Consider the following 12,722-nt stretch of genomic DNA (forward strand, 5'->3'; position numbering starts at 1 on the left):
TGAATGCACCACGATGATACATCGACCGTAATCAGTCGCCGTAGACGTTGAAGTTAAAATACTTCTTCGCCATCTTGTCGTAGGTCCCGTCAGCACGCAGCTCAGCCAGCGCTTTATCAAACGCCGCCTTCAGCTCAACATCGTCTTTACGCAGGCCAACGCCGGTACCATCGCCAAAGAATTTTTTGTCTTTGACTGAAGGCCCTGCGAAATCAAAATCTTTACCCGCCGGCTGTTTAAGGAAACCTTCGCTCGCCGCCACTTCATCCTGGAATGCCGCATCAAGACGACCGGCCGCCATGTCGGAGTAGATCAAATCCTGGTTCTGATATGCCACCACATCGATCCCTTTGCTGCGCCAATTTTCGTTGGCGTAGGCCTCCTGAGTGGAGCCCTGCAGTACGCCGATATGCTTGCCTTTCAGCGCATCAAGAGCAGGTGTGATGGGAGAACCTTTCGCCGCAATCAGACGTGAATCCGCCGCATACAGCTTGTTGGAGAAAGCAATTTCCTGCTGGCGTTTTTCGGTAATCGACAGCGAAGAGATGATCGCGTCGATTTTTTTGGCTTTCAGCGATGGGATCAACGCGTCAAAATCGCTGCCCACCCAGGTACATTTGATGCTGGCGCGTTTGCACATTTCATTACCTAAATCGATATCAAAACCGACAAAGTCGCCTTTTGCATCTTTCGAGGAGAAAGGCGCATAGGTGGCATCAGTACCGATACGAATGCTCTGTGGCAATGCGGCAAATACGCTGGAGACGCTGCTGAGACCCAGCAGCAAAGAGAGAGCCAGAACCGTCTTCTTCATACTTTCCCCTATTAAATCGTGATGTCGTTAACTGCTCATAATTATGTTGTGTGTGTCTGCAAAACCTTATTTGCATCTTCTGTGCCATCTTTAACGTCGAAACAATCACAACGTTAAATATGTTAATAAAAAGATAACAAAAGGTGATCATAAAGGAAGATATCAGCCACAGCGCATAAATCGAGCACAAATAGACAATCAGGATGATTAAATATCGAGGATTTGATCGGCATTACAAATTTGCCCTGAAACAGGGCAAAAGATACATCACGCACCCACTTCGGGCGGAGTTAGGCACCGGTCCAGCGGGCGAAAAGATCCTGCGGTAGCTCGATATCAAAGAGGTCAAGGACACGATTAACCGTCTGGTTTATCACATCATCCAACGTTTGTGGTCGGTGATAAAACGCAGGCACCGGCGGCATGATAATCGCGCCAATTTCAGCCGCCTGGGTCATCAGCCGCAGATGACCCAAATGCAGCGGCGTTTCGCGCACGCACAGTACCAGGGGACGACGCTCTTTCAGCACCACATCGGCGGCACGCGTCAGCAGGCCGTCGGTATAGCTATTCACGATACCGGACAGCGTTTTGATTGAGCACGGCAGGATCACCATTCCGGCGGTCTTATACGACCCCGATGAAATGCTGGCACCGATATCACGGGCGTCATGAACCACATCAGCCAGCGCCTGAACTTCACGCAGCGAAAAGTCGGTTTCCAGCGCCAGCGTCTGCCGGGCGGCCTGGCTCATCACCAGGTGCGTTTCCACATCCGGCAGGCTGCGCAGCACCTGCAATAAGCGTACGCCGTAAATGGCGCCGCTCGCGCCAGAAATTCCAATGATGAGTCGTTTCACACAAACCGCCCTGTTTCCATAATGGATCAAACTTTGCCGGAATACGGCGTCAGACGCAACCGCAAGGGATGATTATCGACGGCATGTAGCGTGACGGGTATGGGGCCAGCGTAATAAACACCGTTGTTTAAGTGTGATCATAGCCAGGTTATAAAGAAGAAACAGAACAGCGTAAAATTTCAGCGTATCAAGGCGCGGAGCTAAGATTATCGGAACGGGGATATGGACAGGGGCGGATGAAAAAAACCGGATGCGCAGCAATTCGCACCCGGCCTTTACCCATTTAACCTTCGTTATGCATCTCTAAATTTTCCACTTCATTTTGCAACTGCATCGCTTTGGCGTCGTCGTTGCGCAGTGAATCGAGGAAATCAAGATAGGTCTGGTCGACGTCTTTGGTGACGTATACGCCATTAAACACCGAGCATTCGAACTGCTGAATGTCCGGGTTCTCCGCGCGCACGGCATCAATCAGATCGTCAAGATCCTGGAAGATAAGGCCGTCTGCCCCGATGATCTGCCGAATCTCATCCACTTCGCGCCCATGAGCAATCAGCTCGGTGGCGGTTGGCATGTCGATGCCGTAGACATTCGGGAAGCGAATTTCCGGCGCAGCGGAGGCCAGATAGACCTTTTTCGCTCCGGCTTCACGGGCCATCTCGATAATCTGCTCTGAGGTGGTGCCGCGTACGATGGAATCATCTACCAGCAGCACGTTTTTACCGCGGAATTCGGCGCGGTTGGCGTTCAGCTTACGGCGCACCGATTTGCGACGCAGTTGCTGGCCCGGCATGATGAAGGTACGGCCAACGTAGCGATTTTTCACAAACCCCTGACGGTACGGTTTATCCAGAATGCGGGCAATTTCCAGCGCGATATCGCAGGAGGTTTCCGGAATCGGAATCACCACGTCGATATCCAGATCTTCCCACTCACGCGCAATTTTTTCACCCAGCTTGGTGCCCATATTGACGCGAGCACTGTAGACGGAAATTTTGTCGATGAAGGAGTCCGGACGCGCAAAGTAGACGTATTCGAACAGGCACGGATTGCTCACCGGATTATCGGCACACTGACGAGTAAACAACTGCCCTTTCTCAGTGATATAGACCGCTTCGCCCGGTGCGACATCACGCAGGAACTCAAAGCCCAGCGTATCCAGCGCAACGCTTTCGGAAGCCACCATGTATTCGGTACGGCCATCGCCAACATCGCGTTTACCCAGCACCAGCGGGCGAATACCGTTAGGGTCGCGGAACGCAACCATGCCGTGGCCGATAATCATTGCGACACAAGCATAGGCCCCACGAATCTGACGATTCGTCGCGGCAATGGCGGCAAAGATGTTGTCGGCTTCCAGCGGATAATGACGGAAGTTATCCAGCTCGCTGGCGAAAATATTGAGCAGGATTTCAGAATCAGAAGTGGTGTTAATGTGGCGGCGTTTCTCTTCAAACAGCTTTTGACGTAACTCATGCGCGTTGGTCAGGTTGCCGTTGTGCGCAAGCGTAATACCGTACGGGGAGTTAACGTAGAAAGGCTGAGCTTCAGAAGCGCTGGAGCTGCCCGCCGTTGGGTAGCGCACATGGCCAATACCCATATTGCCCTGCATACGCTGCATGTGGCGGGCTTCAAAGACATCACTGACCATGCCGTTTGCCTTACGCAACCGGAAGCAGTTGTTGGCATCAATGGTGATGATGCCAGCGGCATCCTGTCCACGGTGCTGCAGCACCGTTAGCGCATCATAAATCGACTGGTTAACCGGCATGACACCGGCGATACCGACAATACCGCACATACGTCTTTTCCTCGTTAAGCAACGACCCAAAGTTTATACTTTGGGCAAGAAACTTGACGAGCTTTGGAGGTATTCAAAAAACCATCTGATAACCGGTGAAAAATAGGGAATAAACTGCGAATGCAGCCAATCATCGCTCTTCGCCATCCCGGTAAAGGTGTCAAGGAAGAACAGGATAGCGGCGATAATCAGCACCCCACGTAAAGCGCCAAAGCAGATCCCCAATACCCTATCAGTACCCGACAAACCGGTTTTTTCCACCAGTTGGCCTATCACGTAGTTCACGATAGCACCAACGATGAGCGTCACGATAAACAGCGCCGCAATCGCAATCCCGTTTCGAACCCGTTCATCTTCAAAGCCCGTAAACCAGACAGACAGTTCCGTGTAGTAATGGCTGGCAACGTAGAAGGCACAGCCCCAGGTTACCAACGATAAAGCTTCACGAACAAAGCCGCGGATAAGGCTCACTAAGCAAGAAAAGCCCAGCACCGCGATAATGGCATAATCAATCCAGACCATAAATGTCCCACGATTTTACGCCCTGTCATCCAGTTCGGGCGCATTCTAACAGAAAAAGAAAACGTTTGCGTAGGGATTTCCTTCCCTGGCGTAAATAAAAAATGGCGCTGAAAAAATATTCAACGCCACGGTTTCGGGCCCATACCCACGGGCAATAAAATGCCCCTCATCCCGCAGCGGGAAGGGTTTGGGTATAGGCTTAAGCTGCGTTAGTTCGGGGTATAGCCCATCACGACACCGCTTAATCCCGATAGCTGTTTCAGCTCGCCAAGCGAATTTTTCAGCTTATCTTTTGAGGCTTCCGGGCCAACCAGGATCCGCGTAATTTTACCCTGAACCGGCGTGGAAGGCGATGTGTATGCGCGATAACCTGCGCCCCGCAGACTCGCAACAATTTCATTCACTTTATCGGCGTTCTTCAGCGCCCCCAGTTGCACAACATAGGCTTTCCCCACCGGCGCTGGCTGCGCTTCCGGCGTCGCTTTTGGCGGCGGCGTCGCAGCGACCTGTTCGGTTACTGGCTGTGGCTTAGGCTTCGGTTTTTCAACTGGCTTAGGTTTAGGGAGCTCGGCCGCTGGCGGGATCTGTTCGAGATCGCCATTGCCATTGACGGCAAGACGGCTGGAGTCCAGCGACGGTGCCGCTGCATCCCCTGCCCTGACTTCTTCTGCTGCGCCTTCAGGTGGCTGTGCCGGCAATGCCTGCGTAGCCGTTGGCAGCATATCAGGCTCGTCGCGATCGCCAGGTTTTGGTACCAGCGGGATCGCCGCAAACTCATCCTGATAATGCTTTTTTTGCCCGTCAAGAAGCCCTGGCAGCACGATAACGCCCAAGGCAACTAATACTATCGTCCCGACAAGACGGTTTTGAAACTTACTTGCCACCAGCTATCCCCGTGTCCAACTCTTCCATCACATGCGCTACCGTGTGGAACGAACCACACACCAGCACCGTATCCTCAGGCGTCGCGTCGGTCATTGCGGCACACCATGCCTGCGCCACGCTGGCAAAGACGATACCCGTGCGCAAATGTTCTCGCAGTTGCTCCGCCGTCGCCCCTCGGGGTCCTTCCAGCGGCGCGCAATACCAGTCGTCGACGACCTCTTCCAGACACGCCAGCGTACCGGCAATGTCCTTATCATGCAGCATACCAATAACCGCCCGCACTCGCCCAGTTTTCGGCAGCGATTTGAGACGTCCGGCAAGGTAGGACGCCGCATGCGGGTTATGCGCGACGTCTAAAATAACGCGCGGCTCGGTCTGGATGGTCTGGAAACGGCCTGGCAAAATCGCATTGGCGATACCATCACGAATGGCTTGTTCACTGACCGCCAGTCCGCTAGCGCGCAGCGCTGCCAGCGCCGTCGCGGCGTTAGGCTGCGGCACATTCGGCAGCGGTAAATCGCGCAGTTCACCTTGTGCGTCGCTAAACGTCCAGCCGTTGGCATCAACCGTATAGCGCCAATCAACGTCACGCTGGCGCAGCAATGCACCTTTTTCCTTCGCCACCTCGGCAATGGTATGCGGCATTTCCGGTTCGCCAACGATGGCAGGACGCCCGCCACGGAACACGCCCGCTTTTTCACGGCCGATGCTTTCACGATCCGGCCCCAGCCAGTCGGTGTGATCCAACGCGATGCTGGTCACGACGGCGACGTTGGCATCGACAATATTGGTCGCATCCAGACGACCGCCTAATCCGACTTCGAGGATAACCACATCGACCTTCGCCTGCTTAAACAGCCACAGCGCAGAGAGTGTGCCGTATTCAAAGTAGGTCAGCGAAGTTTCGCCACGCGCCCGTTCAATCGCCGCAAAAGAAGCTGTATGGGCGCTTTCCGCCAGCTCAGCCCCTTGTACGCGCACGCGTTCAGTATAGCGAACCAGATGCGGAGAGCTGTAAACGCCCACCGTGTAGCCCGCCGCCATCAGAATAGTTTCCAGCGTCCGGCAGGTGGTACCTTTGCCATTTGTCCCCGCAACCGTAAACACAAACGGTGCAGGCTGGAGAACATCCAGCTGACCCGCGACCAGGCTGACGCGCGCTAATCCCAGATCGATAGTTTTTGAGTGAAGGTTTTCCAGATAAGAAAGCCACGTAGCCAGGGGCGACGTGGCCTGAGGAATAAGATGTTTTTCCATGGTGCCCGCAACTTTCAACGGTGAATAAAAGCAAAAAGGGCAGCGCCACCCGGCCCTGCCCTTTGCATTATCAGGCCTCTGGTTCCTGATCCGGTACCGGCGGTACCACCACGCTGTCGCGCGGCGCATCCGGATTCGGTGCCGGGAGATTCATCAGCTTCGCCAGAATGCTGGCCAGCTTCAGACGCATTTCCGGGCGACGAACGATCATATCGATCGCCCCTTTTTCGATGAGGAACTCGCTGCGCTGGAAGCCCGGCGGCAGTTTCTCACGAACGGTCTGCTCGATAACGCGTGGACCCGCGAAGCCGATCAGCGCTTTCGGTTCTGCAATGTTCAGGTCGCCCAGCATCGCGAAGCTTGCAGAAACGCCGCCCATGGTCGGGTCGGTCAGCACGGAGATATACGGTAAACCGCGCTCCTGCATTTTTGCCAGCGCGGCAGAGGTTTTCGCCATCTGCATCAGTGACATCAGCGCTTCCTGCATACGTGCGCCACCGGATGCGGAGAAGCAGACCAGCGGACAGTTGTCTTCCAGCGCCTGCTCAACGGCGCGAACGAAACGCGCACCGACCACAGAACCCATTGAGCCACCCATAAAGGAGAACTCGAAGGCCGCGGCTACCACCGGCATGGTGTGCAGGGTGCCCTTCATCACTACCAGTGCGTCTTTCTCACCGGTCTCTTTCTGAGCAGATGCCAATCTGTCTTTATACTTTTTAGAGTCACGGAACTTCAGCACGTCTTTTGGCTCAAGTTCACTACCCAGTTCTACCAGGGACCCTTCATCTAACAAGCTATGCAGGCGATTACGCGCTGACATACGCATGTGATGATCGCACTTAGGGCAAACCTCGAGGTTACGCTCCAGCTCGGCGCGATACAAAACCTGACCACAGCTATCGCACTTGGTCCATACCCCTTCCGGGATGCTCGCCTTGCGGGTAGGTGTGATGTTGCTTTTAATTCGTTCAATCCAGCTCATTGATAACCTTTCTGCCTGAACCTGGTCGATGCCAGTTTTGCCATTAAGGGGGCGCGCATAATGCCACTTTTGCCCCTCATAGACCATGAATGTTGCACATTAAAACATAACAGCCCGAAACTTGGCATAAAAAAGTGGTCGAACCGCGAAACATGCCGTAACAGGGCACGGCTGAATCGTGCCCTCTGTGCTTCGTTTATTTTGCCTGTTTTGCTGCGGCGCGACGGTGACGGATCACTTCGATAACCCCCGGCAATACCGAGAGAACGATAATCGCCACAATCAACAGCTTCAGGTTTTCCTGCACGATCGGCAGGTCGCCGAACAGATACCCCGCGTAGGTAAACAGCAGCACCCACAGCAGCGCCCCGGTCACGTTATAGAATGCAAAATGACGATAGGACATGTGGCCCATTCCCGCCACAAAAGGCGCGAATGTTCTGACGATGGGCACAAATCGCGCCAGGATAATGGTTTTTCCACCGTGTTTATCGTAGAAAGCGTGGGTCTTATCCAGGTAGCTGCGACGGAAAATCTTCGAGTTCGGATTACTGAACAGCTTCTCGCCGAACAGTCGTCCGATGGTGTAGTTCACCGCATCGCCAGCGATAGCGGCAATCACCATCAACAGCACCATCAGATGCACATTGAGGTCATTGGTTGGCAGCGCTGACAGCGCGCCGGCCACGAACAGCAGCGAGTCACCAGGCAGGAATGGCGTAACCACCAGCCCCGTTTCGCAAAACAGAATCAAGAACAGAATGGCGTAAACCCAGACGCCATACTGCGCGACCAGTTCAGCCAGATGCACATCAATATGCAGGATGAAATCAATTAAAAAACGGATAAGATCCATATTGTTTTAGCCCCAAATGACTACATTAGTCCGCCAGGAAAAGCGGCCCCATCGGCACGGAAGGCAGTTCAAAGTGTGCGGGGTAGTCTACCGCCACCAGGTACAGCCCTTCCGCTTTCGCCGTCGCGGCGGCAAGCGTCCTGTCTTTTGCCGCCAGCAGTTCTGCAATCCAACTCTCCGGCTGGTTTCCTGCGCCAACTTCCATCAGGCTGCCAACAATATTCCTTACCATGTGATGCACAAAGGCATTCGCTTTGATGTCCACCACAATGTACGCGCCGTAGCGGGTCACGTTGATGTGCATCAGATTGCGCCACGGCGTGCGTGACTGGCACTGCACAGCTCGAAACGAGGTGAAATCATTCTCACCCAGCAGGCTTTGCGCCGCGCGATGCATCCGCTCAGCGTCCAGCGGCTGGTGATAATGCGTCACCCCCTGGCTCAATACCGCCGGACGCAGCCGGTGGTTGTAGATAATGTAGCGGTAGCGACGCGCCGTTGCGCTAAAGCGCGCGTGGAAATCGTCGGGAACAGCTTTCACCCAACGTACCGCAATGTCACCAGGCAAATTCGCATTTACGCCCAATGTCCATGCTGCCTCTTTACGCGCAGCATGAGTTTCGAAGTGCACAACCTGGCCGGTACCGTGTACGCCGGAATCGGTACGTCCGGCGCAAAATACGGTAATCGGTTCATTTGCCACCTGCGAGAGCGCTTTTTCCAGCTTCTCCTGCACGCTGCGCACTTCATTTTGCCGCTGCCAGCCGTAGTATTTGCTGCCGTCATATTCAATGCCCAGCGCAATACGGTAGACAGGCGGTTGCTCCATCCCGGACATTAGTACATATACTCCTGCACCAGCTTCTCAGCCGTTTTCACCGCCATCAGCGCGCCGCCGAAACGCACGTTATCGGCAACGGACCAGAACTGGATCTGTTCAGGCATACCGTAGTCGTTGCGAACGCAGCCAACGGAAAGGTGCGCACTGTTCGTGGCATCACCAACCTGCGTCGGGAACTCGCCCTCTTCAGACAGAACAACATCTTCGCCGCGCGAGAAAGCATCGCGCGCTTCTTCCGCCGCCAGCGGGCGCATCGCTTCAAAAGAGACCATCTGCGCGTGGCCATAGAACACCGGCGATTGAACGCAGCTCGCAGAGATCATCAGGCCATCGTCCTGCAGAATTTTACGCACCTGATCGACGATACGACGCTCGTCACGCACGCTACCCTCGCGGTCCGGCAGCATCGGCAGCATGTTAAACGCCAGTTGACGGCCGAAGAAATCACCTTCGTCAATCGGCATACCATTCAGCAGCTTAGCGCTCTGCCCGGCCAGCGCGTCGACCGCTTTTTTACCGTGCGCAGATGCGGAGATCAGGCTGGTCACGCTAATACGCGACAGGCCACCTTCATCAATCAGCGGTTTCAGGGCGCTCAAAAGCTGGCTGGTCTGGCTGTCAGCAACGGCAATCAGATTACGATTACGGTAATCCGCCAGCGCTGATGGATTCACATCCGGTACCACCAGCGGTACGTCTGGCTCCAGCGCAAACAGGCCGCTGAGGTCAATAATCAGGCAGCCCGCATTGCTTGCCTCTTCAACGTAGGTGGCGGTCGCTTCCTGGCCTGCGACAAAGAACGCCAGCTGCGCCTGAGTCCAATCGAACTCGGCCGCATCCTGCACCATTACCGATTTACCATTAAAACGCAGATGCTCACCGGCGCTTTCATTGCGCGCCAGCGCATAGATATCACCCACCGGGAATTGACGTTCAGCAAGGGTTTCAATCAGGGCTTCGCCTACGGCGCCGGTCGCGCCCAGGATGGCAATATTCCAGCCTTCAGACATGGTGATTTACTCCAGAAAAAATGGCGACCCTGCCGGAGTATCCGACAGGGGCATTAAGAAGACATTAACGATGTACGGCGTTAAACCCGATTTGCTGCAGCAGTGCGGCGGCATCCGCATCGTCACACTCAACGGTGAGTGATGACCATTCGCGACGCTCAAGGTAATTCTTACGCAGTTTGTCAAATTCGCCCGGGATCCCCGCGACTTTTCGCAGCGGCGCGTCATCGCGGCGCACATCATACACTAAATGCACCAGTCTTTTCAGCGTTGGCTGATCGAGCGGCCCATGAAGGCTAATGTGGCCAAATTCCGGTGCAGGCAGCAGCGATGAGAGCGCCACTTCCTGCGGCTGGCCGATGAACTGACTGTAGGCCTCAAATACCTGAGTGGTGCCCCGCGCTTTACCTTCAAGGGTATAGCCAGCAATGTGCGACGTCCCCAGGTCCACTTTTTCCAGCAGTGCCAGATTGAGGTCCGGCTCCGGTTCCCACACATCCAGCACTACGCTCAGATCCTGTCCTTCCTCCAGACAGGCGAGCAGCGCGGCGTTATTGACCACCGGGCCACGGCAGGCGTTAATTAAAATCGCCCCTGGCTTCAGACGGCGGATTAACGCCTCATCGGCCAGATGCAGTGATTTGTACGGCCCTTCTTTATACAGCGGCGTATGGAAGGTCAGCACATCGGCTTGAGCCACCAACTCGTCAAGCGCTCTAAAGTCACCAGCATCGCCGTTGTCGGCGCGCGGGGGATCGCACAGCAACGTTTTGATCCCCAATGCTTCCAGTCGTTTTTGCAAACGACCGCCGACATTGCCGACCCCGACGATCCCTACGGTGCGATCGGTCAAGGCGAAGCCATCGCGTTCGGCCAGCATCAGCAGCGCAGAAAAAACGTATTCAACCACCGCAATCGCGTTGCAACCTGGTGCTGCTGAAAATCCAATGCCAGCCTGCTGCAGCCAAGCCTGATCAACATGGTCAGTACCCGCCGTCGCGGTACCGACAAATTTAATCGATTTGTCGCCAAGCAGCGCTTCATTGACCTTCGTGACGGAGCGCACCATCAGGGCGTCAGCATCGCTTAACGCGTCCATCGGGATAGGACGGCCTGGAACAGCCCTCACCTCACCCAAACGGCTAAAAAGCTCGCGGGCATAGGGCATATTTTCATCAACAAGGATTTTCACGATTAGTACCTGTCTGAGAACGAGAGTAAACCGGGGAAGTGTGCCATAATCTCGCCGCCAGGCATACTTGCGCCCGGCATTAAGTAATACGGAAAGGATGAATCATGACGCAACCCATTTCAGGTATGCCTGCGCGCCCTCCGGGGACCGGCACCACTCCCCTCTCCCCGGCGGGAGAACAGCCGTTAAGTACCCAGCAGCGTACGGTGCTGGAGCGGCTTATTACGCGATTAATCGCCATGACTTCACAGCAAAACGCGGAAGTCTGGGCAGGGGTTAAACACGATCTGGGCTTGAAGAATGACACGCCGCTGCAGGCGCGCCACTTTCCCGCTGCTGAACAAAATTTGAATCAGCGCATCGGAAATGCCGAGCAGAAACTGAGCGTCCGCCAAACCCTGGCGCAGCTGACTGAACTGCTCGGTCAGGGCAATAATCGCCAGGCGGTCAGTGATTACATCCGTCAACAGTTTGGGCAGACAGCCCTGAGTCAACTGACCCCACAGCAGTTGAAAAGTGTGTTGCAGTTATTGCAGCAGGGGCAGTTGTCTATCCCGCAACCGCAGCAGCGTCCGGCAACCGATCGCCCGCTGCTTCCGGCAGAACAAAATACGCTGAATCAGTTGGTAACCAAAGTTTCGGCGGCCACCGGGGATTCGAGTAAACTGATCTGGAAATCGCTGCTGGAGCTCGCTGGCGTGAAATCGGGAGACCCGCTGCCCGCGAAGCATTTTAACGCCATGGTGACGCTTTTACAGGCCCGCCTGACGCTTAGCACGCATCCGGCCCCCACGCTCAATACGCTGCAGGCCGCGCTCAAGCAGCCAATGGAACCCCAGGAATCTCAGTTGGTTCGCGATTTTGCCCAGCAAAACTGGAACGGGACACCGCAAACGGTACTGACCCCGGTGCAAATCCAGGAGCTGCTGACGCTGCTGTTCTTAAAGCGTATTGAACGTGAGAAAATTTCGCAGGCTCACACGCTGGAAGCTCGCGATGTGCAGCCGATTTATGCGCCATTCGCCCCGGTCATCAGCTCGCTGAAATCGCTGTCAGCACGTCCGGGGCTGGCATTTGTGGTAATCGTGGTGGTATTTGCGCTACTTTGGCTACTGCTGTAGTTTCAGCACCTGCTCGATAGTGGTCATCACTGCATCATCATCGTTGTAGCCGGTAATAAACCGCGCGGCCTGTTTGGTTTCGTCAAAAGCATTACGCATCGCGAAACTCCAGGTAGCGCGGGTCATCAGCTCAATATCATTAAGCCCATCGCCAAACACCATCGTCTCTTCTGCACTTACGCCTAACCTTTGCTGCAATATCTCCACCGTATGGCCCTTATGGACGCCGACATCGGCAATATCAATCCACGCATCTTCCGAGACCACGATATAGGCTTTATCAAAGTACGCCGCCAGATGCGGTTTAATTTGCGGACAACGCCCTTTGATATCAAACAGCGAGATTTTCACGAAATCATGCAAAACCTCGGTGAAGGTCTCGACCTGTACCACATAGGCGTATGACATCTTCACCTTCGCGAGCATCTCTGGAGCCAACTATGATTTGACATAGGCGCCGACCGGCGTACAGGCAATGACCACGGGCTCGCTATTTACCGCTTCGAGCGTGGCAATGATTTCCCGCCCAAGGCTGTTTTTTATCAGCGATTGGTAAACATATTCGCCCGCATGTTTAA

Annotated in this window: 13 protein-coding genes; 1 reads left to right on the top strand and 12 read right to left on the bottom strand. The window is 54.7% G+C overall.

What is annotated here, in order from left to right; genetic code table 11:
- Positions 1 to 31 precede the first annotated feature (31 nt).
- The 11 genes from argT to pdxB all read right to left on the bottom strand — a co-directional run bounded on the left by argT (position 32) and on the right by pdxB (position 11,023).
- Positions 32 to 814 carry a lysine/arginine/ornithine ABC transporter substrate-binding protein ArgT gene (argT, locus tag KCR01S_RS16785; RefSeq protein ID WP_061284144.1) on the bottom strand — a complete coding sequence of 261 codons (783 nt, stop codon included), beginning with the start codon at positions 812 to 814 and terminating at the stop codon, positions 32 to 34.
- A gap of 290 nt (positions 815 to 1,104) precedes the next feature.
- The gene (locus KCR01S_RS16790; protein WP_061284145.1) at positions 1,105 to 1,674 is read right to left on the bottom strand and encodes a UbiX family flavin prenyltransferase; all 570 of its coding nucleotides are present in this window, start codon (positions 1,672 to 1,674) and stop codon (positions 1,105 to 1,107) included.
- A gap of 283 nt (positions 1,675 to 1,957) precedes the next feature.
- Complete coding sequence (gene purF / locus KCR01S_RS16795; protein WP_061284147.1) at positions 1,958 to 3,475, bottom strand: amidophosphoribosyltransferase; 1,518 nt, start codon at positions 3,473 to 3,475, stop codon at positions 1,958 to 1,960.
- 33 nt (positions 3,476 to 3,508) lie between these two features.
- Positions 3,509 to 3,997, bottom strand: a complete 489-nt coding sequence (gene cvpA, locus KCR01S_RS16800; protein ID WP_052285426.1) for a colicin V production protein — start codon at positions 3,995 to 3,997, stop codon at positions 3,509 to 3,511.
- A 209-nt stretch (positions 3,998 to 4,206) separates the two neighbouring features.
- On the bottom strand, positions 4,207 to 4,881 hold the full coding sequence (gene dedD / locus KCR01S_RS16805; RefSeq protein WP_061284150.1) for a cell division protein DedD: 675 nt from the start codon (positions 4,879 to 4,881) through the stop codon (positions 4,207 to 4,209).
- Entirely contained in the window at positions 4,871 to 6,139 is a 1,269-nt protein-coding gene (gene folC / locus KCR01S_RS16810) for a bifunctional tetrahydrofolate synthase/dihydrofolate synthase (RefSeq protein ID WP_061284152.1), read from the bottom strand. The genes dedD and folC overlap by 11 nt, the downstream gene beginning before the upstream one ends.
- Positions 6,140 to 6,209: 70 nt before the next feature.
- On the bottom strand, positions 6,210 to 7,124 hold the full coding sequence (gene accD, locus KCR01S_RS16815) for an acetyl-CoA carboxylase, carboxyltransferase subunit beta (protein WP_061284154.1): 915 nt from the start codon (positions 7,122 to 7,124) through the stop codon (positions 6,210 to 6,212).
- Positions 7,125 to 7,320: 196 nt separating this feature from the next.
- Positions 7,321 to 7,980, bottom strand: coding sequence for a DedA family protein (locus tag KCR01S_RS16820; protein WP_052285423.1), 660 nt, complete (start codon positions 7,978 to 7,980; stop codon positions 7,321 to 7,323).
- Positions 7,981 to 8,005: 25 nt separating this feature from the next.
- Positions 8,006 to 8,818 carry a tRNA pseudouridine(38-40) synthase TruA gene (truA, locus tag KCR01S_RS16825; RefSeq protein WP_061284156.1) on the bottom strand — a complete coding sequence of 271 codons (813 nt, stop codon included), beginning with the start codon at positions 8,816 to 8,818 and terminating at the stop codon, positions 8,006 to 8,008.
- Entirely contained in the window at positions 8,818 to 9,831 is a 1,014-nt protein-coding gene (locus KCR01S_RS16830) for an aspartate-semialdehyde dehydrogenase (RefSeq protein ID WP_061284157.1), read from the bottom strand. Before KCR01S_RS16830 ends, truA begins: the two co-directional genes overlap by 1 nt.
- Positions 9,832 to 9,895: 64 nt before the next feature.
- Positions 9,896 to 11,023: a 4-phosphoerythronate dehydrogenase PdxB gene (pdxB, locus tag KCR01S_RS16835; RefSeq protein ID WP_061284159.1), complete on the bottom strand. Its 1,128-nt coding sequence runs from the start codon at positions 11,021 to 11,023 to the stop codon at positions 9,896 to 9,898.
- A 104-nt stretch (positions 11,024 to 11,127) separates the two neighbouring features.
- On the opposite strand from pdxB, the gene flk reads away from it, so the two are divergent.
- Positions 11,128 to 12,144 (top strand): flagella biosynthesis regulator Flk, encoded by a 1,017-nt coding sequence (gene flk, locus KCR01S_RS16840; RefSeq protein WP_061284161.1) that lies wholly within the window; start codon positions 11,128 to 11,130, stop codon positions 12,142 to 12,144.
- On the opposite strand, the gene KCR01S_RS16845 is transcribed toward flk, so the two are convergent.
- The gene (locus tag KCR01S_RS16845) at positions 12,133 to 12,552 is read right to left on the bottom strand and encodes an HAD hydrolase family protein (protein WP_244886216.1); all 420 of its coding nucleotides are present in this window, start codon (positions 12,550 to 12,552) and stop codon (positions 12,133 to 12,135) included. The genes flk and KCR01S_RS16845 overlap by 12 nt on opposite strands.
- Between the last annotated feature and the right edge of the window lie 170 nt (positions 12,553 to 12,722).

The sequence above is a fragment of the Kluyvera cryocrescens NBRC 102467 genome (genome assembly GCF_001571285.1).
Taxonomy (GTDB): Bacteria; Pseudomonadota; Gammaproteobacteria; order Enterobacterales; family Enterobacteriaceae; genus Kluyvera; species Kluyvera cryocrescens.

What these genes read in the sequence shown, in the direction of transcription:
- cvpA (WP_052285426.1), bottom strand. Translation starts at nt 3,997, where the DNA reads ATGGTCTGGATTGATTATGCCATTATCGCGGTGCTGGGCTTTTCTTGC.
- KCR01S_RS16820 (WP_052285423.1), bottom strand. Translation starts at nt 7,980, where the DNA reads ATGGATCTTATCCGTTTTTTAATTGATTTCATCCTGCATATTGATGTG.
- truA (WP_061284156.1), bottom strand. Translation starts at nt 8,818, where the DNA reads ATGTCCGGGATGGAGCAACCGCCTGTCTACCGTATTGCGCTGGGCATT.
- accD (WP_061284154.1), bottom strand. Translation starts at nt 7,124, where the DNA reads ATGAGCTGGATTGAACGAATTAAAAGCAACATCACACCTACCCGCAAG.
- KCR01S_RS16845 (WP_244886216.1), bottom strand. Translation starts at nt 12,552, where the DNA reads ATGTCATACGCCTATGTGGTACAGGTCGAGACCTTCACCGAGGTTTTG.
- argT (WP_061284144.1), bottom strand. Translation starts at nt 814, where the DNA reads ATGAAGAAGACGGTTCTGGCTCTCTCTTTGCTGCTGGGTCTCAGCAGC.
- KCR01S_RS16830 (WP_061284157.1), bottom strand. Translation starts at nt 9,831, where the DNA reads ATGTCTGAAGGCTGGAATATTGCCATCCTGGGCGCGACCGGCGCCGTA.
- flk (WP_061284161.1), top strand. Translation starts at nt 11,128, where the DNA reads ATGACGCAACCCATTTCAGGTATGCCTGCGCGCCCTCCGGGGACCGGC.
- folC (WP_061284152.1), bottom strand. Translation starts at nt 6,139, where the DNA reads ATGGAAAAACATCTTATTCCTCAGGCCACGTCGCCCCTGGCTACGTGG.
- purF (WP_061284147.1), bottom strand. Translation starts at nt 3,475, where the DNA reads ATGTGCGGTATTGTCGGTATCGCCGGTGTCATGCCGGTTAACCAGTCG.